General features: G+C 72.8%; 11 protein-coding genes. 9 read left to right on the plus strand and 2 right to left on the minus strand.

Translation table 11 applies throughout. From position 1 onward, the window contains the following. Positions 1 to 4: 4 nt before the first annotated feature. The 9 genes from ACO0E0_RS10895 (at position 5) to ACO0E0_RS10935 (ending at position 16,479) form a co-directional block, all read left to right on the plus strand. Positions 5 to 562, plus strand: a complete 558-nt coding sequence (locus tag ACO0E0_RS10895; RefSeq protein WP_422871435.1) for a hypothetical protein — start codon at positions 5 to 7, stop codon at positions 560 to 562. A gap of 42 nt (positions 563 to 604) precedes the next feature. Continuing rightward, positions 605 to 1,285 (plus strand): FHA domain-containing protein, encoded by a 681-nt coding sequence (locus ACO0E0_RS10900; RefSeq protein ID WP_422871436.1) that lies wholly within the window; start codon positions 605 to 607, stop codon positions 1,283 to 1,285. Further along, on the plus strand, positions 1,282 to 2,112 hold the full coding sequence (locus tag ACO0E0_RS10905) for a PP2C family protein-serine/threonine phosphatase (protein WP_422871437.1): 831 nt from the start codon (positions 1,282 to 1,284) through the stop codon (positions 2,110 to 2,112). Before ACO0E0_RS10900 ends, ACO0E0_RS10905 begins: the two co-directional genes overlap by 4 nt. Before the next feature lie 201 nt (positions 2,113 to 2,313). Then, positions 2,314 to 3,720, plus strand: a complete 1,407-nt coding sequence (locus ACO0E0_RS10910) for a serine/threonine-protein kinase (RefSeq protein ID WP_422871438.1) — start codon at positions 2,314 to 2,316, stop codon at positions 3,718 to 3,720. Beyond that, positions 3,721 to 9,570, plus strand: coding sequence for an Ig-like domain-containing protein (locus ACO0E0_RS10915; RefSeq protein WP_422871439.1), 5,850 nt, complete (start codon positions 3,721 to 3,723; stop codon positions 9,568 to 9,570). It begins immediately after the preceding gene. Between the two features lie 91 nt (positions 9,571 to 9,661). Next, on the plus strand, positions 9,662 to 10,633 hold the full coding sequence (locus ACO0E0_RS10920) for an AAA family ATPase (protein WP_422871440.1): 972 nt from the start codon (positions 9,662 to 9,664) through the stop codon (positions 10,631 to 10,633). A 19-nt stretch (positions 10,634 to 10,652) separates the two neighbouring features. Beyond that, a complete protein-coding gene (locus ACO0E0_RS10925; protein ID WP_422871441.1) occupies positions 10,653 to 12,095 on the plus strand; it encodes a DUF58 domain-containing protein in 1,443 nt (480 codons plus the stop codon). Continuing rightward, a complete protein-coding gene (locus ACO0E0_RS10930; RefSeq protein WP_422871442.1) occupies positions 12,092 to 14,524 on the plus strand; it encodes a transglutaminase-like domain-containing protein in 2,433 nt (810 codons plus the stop codon). The genes ACO0E0_RS10925 and ACO0E0_RS10930 overlap by 4 nt, the downstream gene beginning before the upstream one ends. Continuing rightward, the gene (locus ACO0E0_RS10935) at positions 14,521 to 16,479 is read left to right on the plus strand and encodes a zinc-ribbon domain-containing protein (RefSeq protein ID WP_422871443.1); all 1,959 of its coding nucleotides are present in this window, start codon (positions 14,521 to 14,523) and stop codon (positions 16,477 to 16,479) included. The genes ACO0E0_RS10930 and ACO0E0_RS10935 overlap by 4 nt, the downstream gene beginning before the upstream one ends. Positions 16,480 to 16,597: 118 nt before the next feature. On the opposite strand, the gene ACO0E0_RS10940 is transcribed toward ACO0E0_RS10935, so the two are convergent. Together ACO0E0_RS10940 and ACO0E0_RS10945 are read right to left on the minus strand one after the other, a co-directional pair. Continuing rightward, positions 16,598 to 17,149 carry a hypothetical protein gene (locus tag ACO0E0_RS10940; RefSeq protein WP_422871444.1) on the minus strand — a complete coding sequence of 184 codons (552 nt, stop codon included), beginning with the start codon at positions 17,147 to 17,149 and terminating at the stop codon, positions 16,598 to 16,600. 350 nt (positions 17,150 to 17,499) lie between these two features. Next, the gene (locus ACO0E0_RS10945; protein ID WP_422871445.1) at positions 17,500 to 18,498 is read right to left on the minus strand and encodes an asparaginase; all 999 of its coding nucleotides are present in this window, start codon (positions 18,496 to 18,498) and stop codon (positions 17,500 to 17,502) included. Positions 18,499 to 18,518 lie beyond the last annotated feature (20 nt).

Raw genomic sequence — 18,518 nt, forward strand, 5'->3', positions numbered from 1 at the left:
CGCCATGACGAATTCGCGAACGACGACATCCGGGCAGGGACACCGGCGGTACCCACGGGAGATCGCGGCGAGCGTGACGCTCGGCGCGGCGGCACGGGCGCTCGCCCGACCATCGGGGGGTCCGCTGGTGAGCGGGGAGTGTGTCGCCATCACGACCGCGTGCACCGCGCTCCGCACGCGGCTGGCCCTGGTGGCGGACGTCGGCCGGCCGGTGGGTGCGGCGTCGGACGTCCAGCTGGTGACCTGGGTCCTCCCGGACGCGCTCACGGGCGCGGGCACTGCGCCGTCGGCGATGGTGCTGCGGACCGCCGGCGACCGGTGCGTCGCGGCGTGGCAGCGCTGGGCGACCTCTGGCGGGCGCGCCGCGGACGACCCGGGCGGTGTCGCCGGCGCGCTGGCGGTGGCGGCGTGGTGTTCCTGGGGCACGCGACGGTGCCCGGAGGCGCTCACGCGTGCCTCCTATGCGCTCGACATCGATCCCACCGATCCGTTGGCGCTGCTCGTCCAGCGGTGGTGTCGGCTCGGACGCCGTCCGGCGTGGACGGCGGTGGAACCGGACTGAGCGGATCGTCTACGGTTGACGGACCACCGAGGGGGGACCGACATGCCGGACGACGACGTGGACGACACCGTCATCCGGCCGCGCCGGGCGATCCCGTCCGGGACCGGTCCAGGTGCCGTCTCGCCGGAGGCCGAGGACCTGGCGGACACCGTGCTCCGGCCCATCGGCACGTCCGTCCCGACCGACGGCGCGGGCGACCCCCTCGCCGACACGGTCATCCGGCCGCGGCGGTCGGGTGCGGGGAGCGCCGTGTCGGGTCGTCCGGCATCCCCGGTCGAGCCCGCCGCTCCGGAGCGTCGCGTCGCGTCGATCCGCCTGGGGGATCGGGTGGTACCACTCGACCGGCCGGTGGTCCTCGGTCGCCGCCCCGCCGGACCGCGGATCCCACGTGGGTCCGAGCCGCTCATGCTCGCGGTGCCCTCGCCCACCGGTCAGGTGTCCGCCACCCACGTGACGATCCACGCCGAGGGTGCGGCGGTCGTGGTCGAGGACATGCGTTCCACGAACGGCACGTTCGTCCGCGTGCCGGGCGCGCCGCCACTCCGTATGCGCGCCGGTGCCACGATGGTCGTCCTCACCGGTACGGTGGTGGACATCGGGGACGGCAACGCGATCGAGATCCTGTCACCGCATCTGCGGCGCAGGACCGTCGACGTCGACCCCGCCGCAGGCTTCCCGGACGCAGGGACGGGCTTCCCCAACGCAGAGAGACCAACTCCGTGACCGAACTCGGCCGACCAGCATCGGCGCTCTCCATCCCCGTGCCGGGCGCCGGCGGTGCTGCCGTCACCCTCTCGTGGGGCGCGGCGACGGACGTCGGTCGTCGACGAGACCACAACGAGGACAGCTACCTCATCGACGCCCCGTACTTCGTGGTCGCGGACGGCATGGGCGGTCACCTGGCCGGCGACCGGGCGAGTGACGCCGTCGTCCGGCGGCTCGGCTCGGTGTCCCGCGGACCGTTCGGGTCGCGCGAGGACATCGAGGCCGCACTCGCCGTCGCGACCGTCGACATCGAGCGGGCGGCCGGCGGCAACGCGATCGGTGCCGGGACGACGGTGACCGGTCTGACGCTCGTCGCGACCGCCGGGGTCCCGGCGATGCTCGTGTTCAACGTCGGGGACTCGCGGACCTACCGGATCGAGGACGGCTCCATGCGACGCGTCACGGTCGACCACTCGGTCGTGCAGGAGATGGTGGACGCCGGGCTCCTCCGTTCCGAGGACGCCGAGTCGCATCCGGACAGCAACGTCATCACCAGGGCCGTCGGGTTCGGGGAGCCGCCACAGCCGGACTTCTGGACGCTGCCGCTGCACGCCGGCGACCGCTACATCGTCTGCTCGGACGGCCTGACGAAGGAGATCGGCGACGTCGGCATCTCCCGCATCGCCGCCAAGGAACCGGATCCGCAGCGCCTCGCAGAACGTCTGGTCGGCGACGCCATCGTGGCCGGCGGCCGGGACAACGTCACGGTCGTCGTGCTGCGGGTGGATGCCGTCCCCGCGCTCCGCGACGTCGAGGACACGCTGCCGCGCCACGAAGCCATCTGAGCGGGCACGCCCGAGCCCCGGGCGCCGACCGGTCACGCGAGGTCCGCGACCGCGCGAGCCGACCCCGCGTCACCCCCGAACTGGGGGAGCCGGTCGCCGGAGTTCTCCACAGGGCGGGTCGGGACGTCCTCGGCGCTCCGTAGACTTGTCGGGCCGCGATCGCCAGCGCGGCTCCGGAGCGCCTGGTCGGAAGGAGATGACATGGCTCGACGCCTGCCGTCCCCTCCTCCTGTCATCCCGGGCTTCACGCACGTGCACGTGCTCGGTTCGGGCGGCTTCGCCGACGTCTTCCTGTACGAGCAGAACATGCCTCGCCGACAGGTCGCGGTCAAGGTGCTCCTCGACGAGGTCGTCGACGACCGCGTCCGCCAGATGTTCTCCTCGGAAGCCAACCTGATGGCCCGACTGAGCACGCACCCCTCGATCCTCACGGTGTTCCAGGCGAGCGTCTCGTCGGACGGCCGACCGTACCTCGTCATGGAGCTTTGCTCCTCGTCGCTGAGCGAGCGCTACCGCCGCGAGCCCATCGCCGTCTCGGACGCCGTCGCGATCGGCATCCGCATCGGGGCGGCCCTCGAGACCGCCCACCGAGAAGGCGTGCTGCACCGCGACATCAAGCCGTCGAACATCCTGCAGACCGCGTACGGCAACCCGGTGCTGTCCGACTTCGGCATCGCCGCCACCCTGGGTGAAGCCGATCCGGACGAGCCCATCGGCATGTCGATCCCCTGGTCGGCCCCGGAGGTCCTGATGGACGAGTCCCGCGGCTCGATCCAGTCCGAGGTCTACTCGCTCGCGGCGACCGTGTACTCCCTGCTCGCCGGCCGGAGTCCGTTCGAGGTCCCCGGTGGCAAGAACGGTGCCTCCGACCTCATGGCGCGCATCGACCGGGGCACCGTCAAGCCGACCGGACGGAGCGACGTCCCGGCCTCGCTCGAGCGGCTGCTCGCGACGTCGATGGCGCGTCGTCCCGAGAACCGTCCGGCCACGGTGATGGAGTTCGTCCGTGGTCTGCAGCAGGTCGAGGCCGAGCTCGGACTGTCGCAGACCGGGGCCGACGTCGCGGTCGAGAGCTGGGCCCGGGCGACCGTCCCGGACACCGCCGAGCGCACCGTGCTCCGCGATGCCGTACCGGCGTCGAACGGACGGCGGCGCCGCACCCGTCGACCGACCCAGGGGGGTGTCGTCGCGAACGCCGCGCAGAGCGTCGGCACCGTGCACCGGACCGGCTCCGTGACCCGAGGTCGGCCGCAGAGCCGGGCGACGCTGCTCTGGGCGAGCATCGTCGCCGGTGCCGTCGTGGTGGCCCTCGGCGTGACCGTCGGCGTGCTGGTCACCCGGACCGGCACCTCCGCGATCCCCACCGTCTCGGACATCAAGGCCGGGGTGTCGGGGACCTCCGTCACGTTCCGGTGGGCGGACCCGGGCCTCGACACGAACGACACCTACCTCATCGCCTCGAGCGACGGCACGAGCCAGCAGTCCGGCACGACGTTCGTCGTGACGGGTGCACGCGGCGACGAGGAATGCATCACCGTGACCGTCAACCGGCAGGGCAAGAACGGCGACCCGAGCGCGCAGAAGTGCGTCACGATCGGGAGCGACTAGGTGTTCCGCGAGTTCGTCCGCGGACATCGGTCGGCCGTCCTGACGGGTGCGGTCGCCGTGCTCGTCGGCGCCGTCGTCGCGACGACCGCGGTCGTGTCGAGCGGGTACCACACGCAGCGCGTCGACCTCGGCGACGGCACGGTGTGGGTGCCGAGCGCCGAGTACGGTGCGGTCGGTCGCGTGAACACCGGCGTGCTCCAGCTGAACACCGCGATCGCGGCCGCCACCGACACGCTGAGCGTGGTCCAGCACGGCGGCACGGTGTACAGCGTCGACGAGACCAAGGCGACGATCACCCGGGTCGACACCGCCGACGCCACCCTGGGGGACCCGGTCACGCTCCCGTCCGGGTCGCCGCAGGTCTTCTTCGCCGGGTCCACCGCGGTCATCGGGAACGGGGACACCGGGGAGCTGTGGTCGGCCGGCACGGCGGACCTCGGGCAGTTCGACGCGTCGTCCAAGCCGGAACTGACGCTCGGGGCCGACGCAGTCTTCGACGCGGACGACTCCACGGTCGCGGTCTACTCGCCGCGGACCGGGACCGCGTCGTTGGTCGACGTCGGCTCGTCGCTGTCCGTGTCGGGGTCGACGACGATGACCATGCCGCGCCGGCACGACTTCCAGGTCGCGGCCGTGGGGTCGCACGTCGCGGTGCTCGACCGGACGGACGACGTCCTCCACGTCGACGGTCGCTCGATCGCCCTCGGCGACCGCGTGTCGGGCCGTGCGGCGCTCCAACGGTCGTCCGAGTCGGGGTCGTCGGTCGTCGTGGCGAGCGCGGCGGGCCTGCTCCGCGTGTCGCCGTCGGGCGCGGTCACCGCGGAGTCGCTGCCCGTCTCCGGGAACGCGGCACGGCCCTTCGTCGACGGCGCGTGCACGTACGCGGCCTGGGCCGGCGGCCAGGCGATCGACACGTGCGACGGTCGTGCCGTGCAGCGGCTCTCGAACGTCCCGGGCGGCGCCGAGCTCGCAGTGCAGCACAACGGCTCGACGGTGGTGGCGAACGACCCGGACTCCGGCCGCACCTGGGCGATCGACCGCAGCGGACAGCTCATCGACAACTGGGACGACCTGATCCAGCGGGACGACCGTCAGCAGCAGCAGGAGCAGACCTCGGACGACGACGCCCAGGTCGACACCGAGCAGAAGCCGCCCGTCGCGGTCGACGACTCGCTCGGTGCGCGCCCGGGCCGCACCACCGTCCTGCCGGTGCTGCTCAACGACTACGACCCGAACGGCGATCCGATCGTCATCGACAGCACCACCGGGATCGACAAGAGCATCGGTTCCGTCGCGATGATCGACGACCAGCAGGAGCTGCAGATCGCGCTGAACGCCGAGGCCACGGGATCCGTCTCGTTCGACTACACGATCAGCGACGGCAACGGTGGCACCGCCTCCGCGAAGGTGACCGTGTCGATCAAGCAGCCGAACGAGAACTCCGCGCCGGTGCAGGTGCGGAACACGAACGCCGTGTCGGTTCAGAACGGTCACGTCTCGACGAACGTGCTCTCCGACTGGGTCGACCCGGACGGCGACCCGGTCTACCTGGTCTCGGCGACCGCGCCGGACGGGGACGCCGTGTCGACGACGCCCGACGGGGTCGTCGACTTCCAGGACAAGAGCGGCGAGACGGGCAAGCGCACGGTCGGGCTCGTCGTCTCGGACGGCCGCGACCAGGGCCGGGGCACGCTCGACGTGACCGTCTCCGGCCAGGGCAAGGTCCCCCTCGTCGCCGACGCCTTCGCCGTCCCGGCCTACGCCGGCAAGCCGCTGACGGTCAGTCCCCTCGACCACGTTCGCGGGGGGAACGGCACCGTGACCCTGACGAGCGTGCCGAGCATCGCGCGGGCCGTCGTCACGCCGAGCTACGACGCCGGCACGTTCGTGTTCACGAGCGATGCACTCGGGGACCACCAGCTCGAGTACACCGTCACCGACGGCACGAAGACCGCCACCGGCATCGTCCGGGTCACCGTCCTCGCGCCGCCAGACGCGTCGACAGCTCCGGTGACGACGCCGAAGACCGTGTTCGTGCACACCCTGTCCACGAAGGACACCGACGTGACCGCGACGGACCGGGACCCGGCGGGTGGCGTCCTGCTCGTCACCGGCGTGAACGGGATCCCACCGCGCTCCGGCGTCGAGGCCACCGTGCTCGACCAGCACACGGTCCGCGTCACGCTCACCGCCCCGCTCGCGGGTGCGGTCTCCTTCACCTACGACGAGACCAACGGCCTGGCGTCGGCGGTCGGCAGCGTCACGGTGATCGAGATCCCGCAGCCGGACCACATCCAGCCGCCCGTGGCGCAACCGGACAGCGCGACCGTGCGTGTCGGGGACGTCACCTCGATCGACGTCCTCGCGAACGACTCCCAACCCGACGGCGAACCGCTTACGCTCGAGCCGGACCTCGTCCAGAACGTCCCGGGCGGTGCGGGCCTGCTCTTCGTCTCGGGTGACGAGCTGCGCTACCTCGCGCCGCAGACGCCCGGGAACTACACCGCGGTGTACCGGGTCGACGGCCCGGACGGCCAGCACGCGGACGCCGTCGTGTCCATCGCGGTCCGGGAACGGGACGCCGCCACGAACGCCCCGCCGGTCCCGCAGACCATCACCGCGCGCGTGATCGCCGGCCAGTCCGTCCGGGTCACCGTCCCGGTGTCCGGCATCGACCCCGACGGCGACTCCGTCCAGCTCGTCGGCGTCGCGTCGAACCCGGACAAGGGCTCGGTCAGCTCGGTCACCGGCAACTCGCTCGTCTACGAGGCGGGCAACTACTCCGCCGGGACCGACGAGTTCACGTACACGATCGTCGATGCGCTCGGCGCCCGCGCCACCGGCACGATCCGGGTCGGCATCGCGCCGCGGGCGAACCAGGCGTCGAACCCGGTGGCCGAACCGGACCACGTCACGATCCGGCCGGGTGGCACGGTGACGGTCCGCGTGCTCGAGAACGACTCGGACCCGGACGGCGGCGAGCTCACCGTCACCAGGGTCCAGCCGAACGGCTCCGGTGTCCGCGCGACGATCGTCCACGGCCAGGAAGTCCGCATCACGCCGCCTCCGACGGCCAGGTCGGGCGACTTCGCGGTGCTCTACACGGTGCAGAACGCCACCGGTGGCATGAGCACGGCGTTCGCGACGGTGACCGTCGACACGGACGCACAGCCACTCCGGCCCGAGGTGTCGGACAGCATCCTCGACCTCGTCGACATCCTGCACCGCAGGACGGTGAACGTGGACGTCCTGAAGAACGTCTTCTTCGCCGAGGGCTCCACGTCGGAGCTGCAGGTCGGTCTCGTCGACGGGTACACCCAGAACGCGAAGGTGACGCCGAGTGGCCGCATCCAGGTCACCATCGCGGACGCGGGCCAGACCATCCCGTTCTCCGTAGCCCGGAAGGACCACCCCGAGATCGTCTCGTACGCGTTCGTGCAGGTGCCCGGCTTCGCCGACGCGCTGCCACAGCTGAACCGCACGGCGCCCGCGTTGAGCGTCAAGAGCGAGTCGTCGATCCAGATCCCGCTGTCGCGGTACGTCGTCACCGCGAACGGCTCGACCGCCCGCATCACCGACCCGAGCACCGTCAAGGCGACGCACGCGAGCGGCGGCGACCTCGTGGTGGACTCCTCCACACTCACGTTCACCTCCGCCAAGCTGTACTTCGGCAACGCCTCGATCTCGTTCGAGGTCACCGACGGTTCGTCGGCCAACGGCGGCAAGGGCCGCACCGCGACGCTGGTCCTGCCGATCCGGGTGCTGCCGCGCGCCAACCAGCCTCCCCAGTTCACCGGGACGAGCGTGGAGATGCAGCCGGGCGACACGCGGACGTTCGACCTCACGAAGCTGACGAACTACCCGTACCCGCGTGACACGGGGGAGCTCACCTACTCCGTCCTCTCGCGGCCGGACGACGGCACCACCGCGACCGTGTCGGGGCAGCAGCTGACGGTACGGGTCGCGGACAGCACCCCGAAGGGGTCGACCGCGGGCGTCGGGATCGGTGTCGCGGACGACGCGAACCAGGGTCAGGCGGGCACCGTCTCGATCGCCGTCGTCGGCTCCACCCGACCGCTCGTCCAGCCCGCCGCCGACCTCGCCGTGACGAAGCGCGGCTCGACCACCACCATCGACGTCCTCGCCAACGACGCCGCGACGAACCCGTTCCCGGGCGAGCCGCTGCAGGTCGTGGCGATCCGCGGGCTCGACGGCGGCATCCCGGCCGGCCTCAGCGTCACGCCGAGTTCCGATCGGTCCCGGCTCACGGTCTCGGTGTCGAGCTCGGCCCAGCCCGCGGACACCCATCTGCAGTACCAGGTCGCGGACGCCACCGGTGACCCGGACCGCCGCGTCTGGGGCGACGTCACCATCTCTGTGCAGGACGTCCCCGACCAGCCGAGCGCGCCGAGCAGGACGGGCTCGTACACGGGCGGGACCGTCGCGCTCACCTGGACGGCGCCGGCGTCGAACAACTCGCCGATCAGTCGGTACGTCGTCACCGGCCGTCCGTCGAACGGCGGCACGTACACGCACGACTGCGGGGCGAGCACGGTGTGCACGCTGGCCGACCTCGATCCGCGGCAGCGGTACACGTTCACCGTGGTCGCGGTGAACGCCATCGGGAGCTCGGACCCGTCCGCGTCGAGTTCGCTGATGAGCGCGGACTACATCCCCGGCGCGCCGACGTCGGTGACGGCCACCGCCGGCAAGGACACCCCGAACCGCATCGTCGCCGCCTGGAACGCCGTGCCGACGCCGAGTCCCGGGTCGGCGATCAGCGGGTACGTCGTCACGCTCAACGGTCCGACCGGCACACAGACCCAGAACGTCGGCCCGTCGACGACCTCGGTGGCGTTCGACGGCCTCCAGCCCGGCGGCCAGTACACCGCGACCGTCTACGCGACCAACAGCGCGCTGGTGGTGTCGGACGCGGACTGGAACCGGACGACGTCGTCCCCGGCGGCGGCGGTCGGGACCCCGGCGACGCCGACGATCACCGTGACGGGCACCGCGAACGGCGCCGGGCAGACGTCCGTGTCCGCCCGGGCCGCCGAGAGCGACTGGGCCGGTGGTCCCGCCACGACCTTCACGATCGCGCGCTTCGATCCGAACACCACCGTGCCGAGCGGGTGCAGCACGGCGGGTTCGTCCAAGACCTTCACCGGTGCGACCGTGACGGACACCGTGGGCGGGGACGGCGACTACCAGTACGTCGCCTACGCCGACAACGGCATCTTCTGCACGGCGAGCACGCCGCAGAACGTCCGGAGCTACACGCCGCCGGGGACCCCGACCGCCGAGGCGTCGATCGAGAACGTCGGGGGCAGCACCGGGACCTGGCGTTCCGACGACAGCGGCGACTTCGACGTCGTCGTCCAGGCCTTCGCGGCGACCGGCAGCGTCGACCACTACGTCGTGACGCTGTCCGACGGCTCGTCGCTCCAGACGACCGGAGGCAAGGTCGTGATCACGCCCGCGCGGTACGGCGCCCCGCTCGCCGTGACCGTCACGGCCTGTCGGACCTCGACCGCGGACTACTGCACGACCAACGACGCGGTGGGGGCGGTGCGTCCGGTCACGGCGCGCATCGGTTCGCTCTCCGGCGCGAGCGGGACGATCGCGTTCGCCGACCCGGTGAACTCGCCGTCCGGGACGAACACCTACGCGATCACCGTCTGCTCCGGACCACTCGGGCTGCAGTGCAGCGCGAAGCACGACGACGGCACCACGGCGTGGCAGAAGGGCGACACGTTGCCGACCGACTGGACGTCGATCTCGGTGGACACCTCCGTGACGATCGGGGACAGCAACTACGTCGATTCCGACACGCAGACAGTGAAGCAATGACGTCCGCCCGGCCGAGAACAGCCAGACTCGTCCCGACGTCCTGACGACCGCCGTCCCGACGCACCCCCGACACACGAGGAACGACACCCGCATGAGCATGACCCCGGAGCAGGCCACCTGGTTCGCCGACGTCGCAGGTCGCATCGTCACGAACGTCGAGCAGGTGCTCCTCGGCAAGACGTTCGTGATCCGGCTCGCCGTCACCGCCATGCTCAGCGAGGGCCACCTGCTCCTCGAGGACGTCCCGGGCACGGGCAAGACCAGCATGGCCCGAGCCCTGGCCCAGAGCGTCCAGGGGTCGACGACCCGCATCCAGTTCACCCCGGACCTGCTCCCGGGCGACATCACCGGCATCAGCGTGTTCGACCAGAAGCACGCGGACTTCGAGTTCCACCGCGGGCCCGTGTTCGCGAACATCGTCCTCGCGGACGAGATCAACCGCGCGAGCCCGAAGACCCAGTCCGCCCTGCTCGAGGCGATGGAGGAGTCCGCCGTCACGGTCGACGGGGTCACGCATCGTCTCGGCGCACCGTTCATGGTGATCGCCACCCAGAACCCGGTCGAACAGGCCGGCACCTACCGCCTGCCCGAGGCGCAGCTCGACCGGTTCCTGATGAAGACGTCCATCGGGTACCCGGACCACGCAGCGACGGTCAAGATCCTCGAGACGGCATCCGCTCCCTCGGCGGCGGTCCCGCTCGCGAGCGTCGTCCCCGCGGCGACGATCACCGAGATGGCCGCGCTGGCCCGGACCGTCCACGTCGACCCGGTGATCGCGGACTACGTCGCTCGGCTCGTGGACGGGACGCGCGCCGCGAGCGAGGTCCGGCTCGGCGTGAGCGTCCGCGGTGCGATGGGACTCATCCGCGCGGCACGCGTCCTCGCCGCCGTGAGCGGACGCCACTACGTCACGCCGGACGACGTCAAGTCGCTCGCGGAGCCGATCCTCGCGCACCGCCTGATCCTGGACGCCGAGGCCGAGTTCGACGGCGTCAGCACCTCGAGCGTCATCGCACAGCTGCTCGTCGACACCCCACCGCCCGCCGATCGGGTCGCACCGTGAACCGCGGTCGGACGCGTCGATGACGAACCGTCCGGTCCCCGACGAGCGCCGGGTCGAACGCCAGCCGGGCGACACGTCGACGCGGTCCCGGCGCCGGTCCGTCCGGTCGTCGCGGCGTGGCCGTCCGACCTCCGAGCGCACGGTCGCCGGCCTCACGAACGTCCGCACCCGGATCGTCGGCGACTGCGAGGGCATGGCCGCGGACACCGTCGTCGGGGTCGTCCGGATCTGGCGGACCGTGCTCCGGGCCTGCCGTGGAGCATGGGAGGAGGTGTCTGCGGTGGTCACGGGCCTCGGGTGGTCCGTCGCCGCGCTGACGCTCGGGGCGTTCGTGCTGGGGTACCGCTTCCACCTCGGCGAGGTCGTGGTCGTCGGGTTCGCCGGAGCGCTGCTCGTCGTCGTCGCTGCCATCGCCCTCGTCGGCCGGTCGCGTCTCCTGATCCGCATGGAGCTGCCGAGACACCGCGTCGCCGTCGGGGAACCCGCCGGCCTGACGCTCATCGCCAGCAACCCGGGCCGGATCCCGACCGTCGCAGCGAGCGTCGAGGTGCCCGTCGGGGCCGGTCTCGTCGACGTCCCCCTCCCGAGCATCGCGCCGAAGCACGACGTCGTCCGCGAGGTCCCGGTCCCGACCGAGCGCCGCGGGGTGCTCGACGTCGGACCGGTGACGGGCGTCCGCGCGGACCCGGTGGGGCTGGTCCGGCGCGAGTTCATCTGGACGACGCGGGAGCAGGTCATCGTGCATCCCCGGACGATCGCGATCCCGTCGACCAGCACGGGACTGGTGCGCGACCTCGAGGGGCAGGCGACCCGCGACCTCTCACCATCGGACATCGCGTTCCACGCCATCCGGGAGTACCAGCCGGGCGACGACCCCAGGACGATCCACTGGAAGTCCACCGCGAAGACGGGTGCGTTCATGGTCCGCCAGTTCGAGGACACGCGTCGGTCGCACCTCGTGGTCGCACTCGGACTCGGGCGTGCGGAGTTCGCGGACGAGGACGAGTTCGAGCTCGCGGTGAGCGCAGCGGCCTCCCTCGGCGCGCGGGCCATCCGCGACGGACGAGACGTCAGCGTCGTGGTCTCGGAGCGCACGCCCGAGTTCGCGAAGCGCCCGGTCTACGCCGTGCACGCACTGGCCACCGTGACCCCGACCCGCCTGCTCGACGACTTCGCCACCGTCGGTCTCGCCGACGCATGCCTGCCGATCGCGGAGGTCGCCCGGATCGCGGGGACGGACAGCGCCGGCATCTCCGTGGCGTTCCTGGTGGTCGGCTCGACCGTGGGGCTCCCGGCGTTGCGGCTGGCGGCGACCCGGTTCCCGCTCGGCGTGGAGGTCGTCGCGGTGATCTGCGAGGCCGAGGCCACACCGCGGTTCGTCAAGGTCCCGGGCCTGACCGTCATCACGATCGGGTACCTCGACGACCTCCGTCACGCGCTGCACCGATCGGCCGTGGCATGAGCGCGGCACCGACGACCGGGCACACCACTCGTCGTTCCGAGCGCGTCGCTCGCCGGCGCGGCGTCGGCGTGTCCCGTCTCGTGGGCGGAACGCTCGCGGTCTGGTTGTTGATCGGCGTCGCGAGCGTCGCGTGGTGGCCGGTCTACCGGTCGCCGTCGATGCTCGTCGCCGGCATCACCGCGGTGGTCGTCGGGAGCGTGATCGCGCTCGGCGGGTCCGTGACGCGCCTCCCGGCCCCGTTCGTCCTGCTCGCCACCGTCGTCGGGTTCGTGGTGTTCGGAGTCCCGGTCGCCGTGCCGTCGGCGGCCGACGGCATGCTCCCGACCCCGTCGGGCGTCCTCGAGTTGTCCTCCGCCGTGGCACTCGGCTGGAAACGCCTCGTCACGATCAGCCTGCCGGTCGGCGACTACGAGTCGCTGCTCGTCCCCTACTTCGCATCGGCGCTCGTCGCGACGGTCGTGGCGGTGAGCGTCGCGACCCGGAGCCGACGGCAGGAACTGGCGAGCATCCCGGCCTTCGTCGTGTTCGCCGAGGCGATCGTCGTCGGACCGACCGCGCTCGGGTACCCCGTCGTCTCGGGCGTGGTGCTCGTCGGCCTCGCACTCGTGTGGGCGCTCACTGCGCGCCACGTCCGCCGCGCCGTCGCAGTGGCGAGCACGGTCGGCGGCCGGGTGGGGTTCGCTCGCGCGATCCTCCGGCCGGCGCTCGTCGGGACCGCGACGATCGCGGCCGCCGGCGTCGTCGCGACGAGTCTCGGTGTGCTGGCTGCGCCGCAGGGCGACCGTGAGGTTGCTCGGTCGACCGTCGTCAGGCAGTTCGATCCGCGGGACTACGTCAGCCCGCTGAGCGGCTTCCGCGCGTACGAGGAGTCCGACGAGGCGAACCGGGACCAGCTCCGGGTCAGCGGCCTGCCGGAGGACGGCTTCGTCCGGATCGCGACCCTCGACACCTACGACGGCGTCGTCTACTCGGTCGGCGGGTCGTCCGGGGCGAGCGGTTCGAGCACGTTCAGCCGGGTGCCGACCTCCGTCGACGTCGGTGACGTCCGCGGCGACCACGTCGACGTGTCCGTCCAGCTCCTCGGGTACCACGGCGTCTGGATCCCGACCGTCGGCGATCTCGAGCAGGTCTCGTTCACCGGAGCCGACGCGGCCGACGAGCGCGGCGCGTTCTACTACAACAGCAGCACGGCCACCGCTGCCGTCGTGGGCGGCGTGGGGCGCGGCACCTCCTACCGGCTGTCGGCCGTCGTCCCGGACCAGCCGACCTCCGGACAGCTCGCCGGCGCCCGGCCGGGTCCGGCGATCGTGCCCACGCCGACCCATGTGCCGGAGGCCGTCGGCGACACGGTGCAGGCCTACACGAAGGACGTCTCCGGAGCGGGCCGCAAGCTGACGACGATGATCACGGCGCTCCGCGCGGCGGGGTACGTGAGCCACGGCGTCGGAGACGAGCGCCCGAGCCGGTCCGGACACGGTGCCGACCGGATCCAGGAGCTGCTCACCGCACCGCTGATGATCGGCGACGGCGAGCAGTACGCGGTGGCGGCGGCGCTGATGGCGGAACGGATCGGGTTCCCGGCGCGGGTCGTGCTCGGGTTCGCCGGGACCGGATCGGCGACCGCGAGCAGTGCTGGCACGAGCGGCAGCGGCACCGGTGCCACCGACGACGTCGCCGCGGACACGACGACGTTCCGGGGCAGCGACATCACGGCCCGCATCGAGGTCGACACCGCGCAGTACGGCTGGGTCACGATCGACCCGAACCCGCCGGTCCGCGAGATCCCCGCCGAGCAGCAGCAGACCCCGCAGCCGGTCACCCGCCCGGAGACGGTCGTCCCGCCGCCGCCGGCCGCCGATCAGGACCGGGACACACAGAGCCCGCCGCAGGCGGACCGCAACACGCCACCCATGACGCCGCTCTGGTTGCAGATCCTGCTGGCCGCGCTGCCGTGGGCGATCGGCACCCTGGCCTTCGTCGCACTCGTGCTCCTGCCGTTCGCGGTCATCGTGGCCGTGAAACGCATCCGACGCCGCCGACGCGCGCGGGCGCCGACCGGCCGCGCGCGCGTGGTGGGCGCGTGGGACGAGTACCGGGACGTGCTCCTCGACCGAGGCGTGCCGGTCGGCACGTCCGCCACACGGCGCGAGGTCGCCCACGTGGCGCCCGGGAGCGGTGGCACCGGCCTGGCAGCGCTCGCAGACCATGCCGTGTTCGGGCCGAACGACACCGACGCGCACACGGCGGAGCGGATGTGGTCGGCGACCGATGCCGCGATCGCCGAGCTCGGCACTGGACGCACCCGGTGGGAGCGCTTCCGCAGCGCGACCTCGACCCGGTCGCTCCGCGGCCGTCGCCCGGCGTTCGGCGGCCGGACGACGGCTCGGTACGATGTCCGGAGACCGAACGAGGACGGAGGTCACCTGTGATCACTTGTGAGCACTGCGGATCACCGCTCCCGGACGGGGCGATCTTCTGCGGCGAGTGCGGCCGTGCCGTCACCGGTACCGCCGCTCGTCGCACGTCGACGCCCGGCCGGTCGGCGGCGCCGACCCCACCGCCGCTCCGGGCTCCAGGACCCCGCGGGGTCCACCGGGACCCGGCGTCCGAGGCGTGGTTGCCGGAGTCGACGCTCGACCCCGCCACCCGCGCGTGGCTCACCGGCGACCGGGCGGACGCCGGCCCGGCGTCCGCCCCCGCCGAGGGGCAGTCCGCCGACTTCCGTCCGCGCACGGCTCCGACGCACGTGCACGGCTCGGGGTCCGGGCTCGGCGACTGGACCGGTCGCGTGGTCGAGGAACCGCCCCTCGACCCCGACGCGTTCCCCACGAGCCCACCGTCCGGCGGGTCCAGCATGCAGCCGCGTCGGCAGCCCCGGCTCGGCCCCGACGTCGATCCGGCGGCCCCAGTGGACCGCACCGGTGTCGGTGCCGACACCGGTGCCCGTGGCAGTGCCGACGCCATCGCTCGTGACGGGGCTGGCGCCGCGGGTGTGGCTCCGTCCGCCGCTGAGGACACCGCGCCCGTCTGGGGTTCCTCGGCACGGCCGACCCGTGCCGAGACGAACCGAGCTGTCCCGGGCCGAGCTGCCCCGGACGGGACACCGAGCGGCTCCCAGCTCCCGTCCGCCGCGCCGGCACCCTCCTCGGCGCCCACCGCTCCGAGCTGGTGGATCGACCGTGGGCCGAGTGCGTCGACCGAGGCGACCGCGGCGGGTGCGGTCCCGGACGCGCGCGCTCGTCCCGACGCCACGGCGCCGGCCACCTCGGACGACGAGGCCTCGGTCATCCCGGCCGGTGTGGCAGGAGGCGGTGCGCGCGGTGCCGACGACGGTTCCCGGGTGTCCGACCCCGGGAGCCCGGACGCCGACGCGCCGCGTCCCGGTGACACTGCGATCGTCCCGCCACTCGTCACTCCGAACCGTGCCCCACGCACCGCCTCGCTCGTCGCACCGAGCGCGCAGGGGGCGACCTGCCATGTCTGCGGCCACCTGCTCGAGCCGGACGACATCTTCTGCGAGGAGTGCGGCGCCGTCGTGTCCGCGGTCACCGCCGCGTACACCGGACCCGTCGTGCCGCTGCCGCTCGCGCGGCCGGACTGGTCCGTGACCGACGACGACGCTGCGCTCGGCGGACCGGCGGTCGAGCCCGCCGACGGAACGGACACGGACCGGGAGCCGGACGTGGAGGCGCACGGTGCGTCCCAGGCGGACGAACCGTCCGTCCCACCCGCTCCGGGAGGCGCGACCCCCTCAGCGCGCGAACGTCTCGTCGCGTGGGCGGGCCGTCGAGCGTCCTCGGGGGATCCGCGCGCGCAGTCTGAGTCCGGCGAACCGCGCACGACGCCGGACGGGGGTGCGGCACCTGCCGCAGCTGCGGAGGATGGTGCCGGGGCTGCCCCGGCCGTCCGGCCGGTCACGGCACCGGTCCCCACGAGCGCCGAGGAACCGGACGACGTGCCGCAGGAGCGCGTGCCGCAGGACGGCGTGGAGGCGGACGGCGCGGAGTCGGACGGCGAGGACGTCGACGCGACGCGCATCGTCGCCCGAGCGCCGGATCGCACCCCGATGGTCCTGCACTTCAGCACGGGCGAGCGTGTCGGCGTCCGGGGTTCCGCGCTCGTCGGACGGCTGCCTCGCCCGACCGCGGAGGAGCACTTCGACGACCTCGTGACGATCGTCGACACCGGGAAGTCGGTGTCGAAGACGCACCTGGAACTCGGACGGGACGGCGACGACCTCTGGGTGTCCGATCGGGCATCCGGCAACGGGACGGTCGTCCGCCACGTCGACGGGTCGATCCGCCGGTGCGAGCCCGGTCGCCGGTACCGCGTGGAACGAGGGGCCCGCGTGGACATCGGCGAGCAGTTCTTCCTCGTGCAGTAGTCCGGCCGCGACTCCTCCCCAGTCCCGCACATCGGTCGTTGCTCCACAGCGCGGCTGGGCCACGTCGGTCATGGGCAGGGGAGGCGCTTCGCTGGGTGCCATGGACATCACGCACTCGTCACGGGGACGGCCGGCAGTCGCGCTTCTCGGCGGCGGCGGAGGCGGCGGCGCCGGCGTCGGCAGCGGCGGCGGCGTCGACGACGTCAGTGACGTCAGCGGCGGCGGCAGCAGCAGCATCGGCGCGGGCGGCAGCCCAGGCCAGTGGCCGAGCCCGAGCGGTACCGGCCCCATCCGGGTCCCCGTCGTGCTCGGGTACGTCGGCCCGAGCGACCTGGCACCGAGCTTCGACGACCTCGTCAGCGGGGTCCGCGCACCGCGCGCAGCACTCGGACCGGTCCTCGGGGACGCGGCGGCGGGCATCGCCGTGATCGGGGACGATCCCGTCGCCCGGGCGGTGTTCGGGGCGTTGGTGCACGACCTGGCGGAGCGGAGCAACCCGGGGGTCGAGCTGCGGGTGGTCGGCGACGACCTCGTCCTGGCGGGCCTCGCAGTCCCAGGTCGCCACGCACCCCCAGGCCCCGACGCACTGCCAGGTCCCCACGCGCGCCCGGACAGCCGCGCGGTCCCTGGTCGCCACGCGGTCCCAGTTCGCAACGACGTCCCTGGTCACCGCGAGGTCGTTGGCCACCTCGCGGTCCCGGGCCGCTGCGCGGTCCGCGGCCACCGCGCAGTCGCTCCGACGACCGTGCTCGGCCGCACGACGACCGGGGGGACGGCAGCGGCCATGTTCTGGGAACGCACCGGCGGGCCCAGACGGCCGCTCGCAGGTGTGGTGCGGCTCCGCGACCGGAGCGAGCCGACACCAGCAGGGATCGGCGTGCGCATCCGGTTCGAGCGCGGCCGGTGTCTGGTCGACGATCTCCGCGCGGCGCACCCGGCACGACAGTTCGCGCCGGGTCGCGACGCCGAGACGGCCGGCCTGCTGTTCGTCCCGGTGCTGCCGCGGCGGGCCGTGGTCGATCAGCTCCGGGCGAGTCCACTGCCGACGCGGACCCGACCGACCGGCGTGCCGCCGCCGAGCACCGTGTCCGAAGTGGCGGCGATGACCGCTCGGACCTCGTCGGCGGGGACGAACCCCGCACGGGCGAGCAGTGTCAGCGCCGTGAGCGTGCCGGCGCGCTGAGAACCGTCGAGCACCTTGACCGCGACGGCGCCCGCACCTCGCACGCCCATCACCATGACCCCCTCGGTGCCGAGCTTGGCGAGGATCCCGAGCCGCTCGATCGTCGTCGTGTTCGCGCGCCCGACGCCGTCGATCGCCCATGGGTGCGCGAGCACGGCATCGGTGAGCGCGACGCCGGCGGGGTCGTCCGGGCCGACGACGCGGGCGATCCCCTTCGCGAGTCCGTGGAGCGTCAGCGGGAACACGGGCGCGCCGCACCCGTCCGTGCCGACGACGTCGACCTGCTCGCCGGTGAACTCCTCGACGGTGCGGACGACGGCCTGCTGCATCGGATGCCCGATCTCGAGGTACGTCGACGCGTCCCACCCGTTGATCCGGCACGCGCCGAGCATGCCCGCGTGCTTGCCGGAGCAGTTCATCGCGAGCCGACGTGGACCGGGCATCCGCCGAGCGGTCTCCCGGTCGAACGGCATGTCAGGCGGGCAACCGAGGTCCTCCTCGACGTGGTCGAACCGTCCCAGCATGTGCTCGGCGATCGCCTGGTGGGCCGGGGTACCGGCGTGGCTCGCGGTGGTGAGCACGAGCTCCTCGGCCGCGAACGACGCCCCGGCACGACGGATCGCGATCGCCTGGAACGGCTTCATCGTCGAGCGGGGGTACACGCTCGCGGCGACGTCGCCCACGGCGTCGACCACGCGGCCATCCGCGTCCACGACGACCCCGGCACCGATGTGGCGGCTCTCGTCGAACCCGGAACGTTCGACGACCGCCAACTCGACCGAGCCGTCTGCCGTGAGCGGGTGACGATCGGTGCGGACGGCGTCGGTTCCGGTCATGATGGGAGTGTATCGACGAC

The organism is Curtobacterium phyllosphaerae, assembly GCF_049341865.1.
Lineage (GTDB): Bacteria > Actinomycetota > Actinomycetes > Actinomycetales > Microbacteriaceae > Curtobacterium > Curtobacterium phyllosphaerae.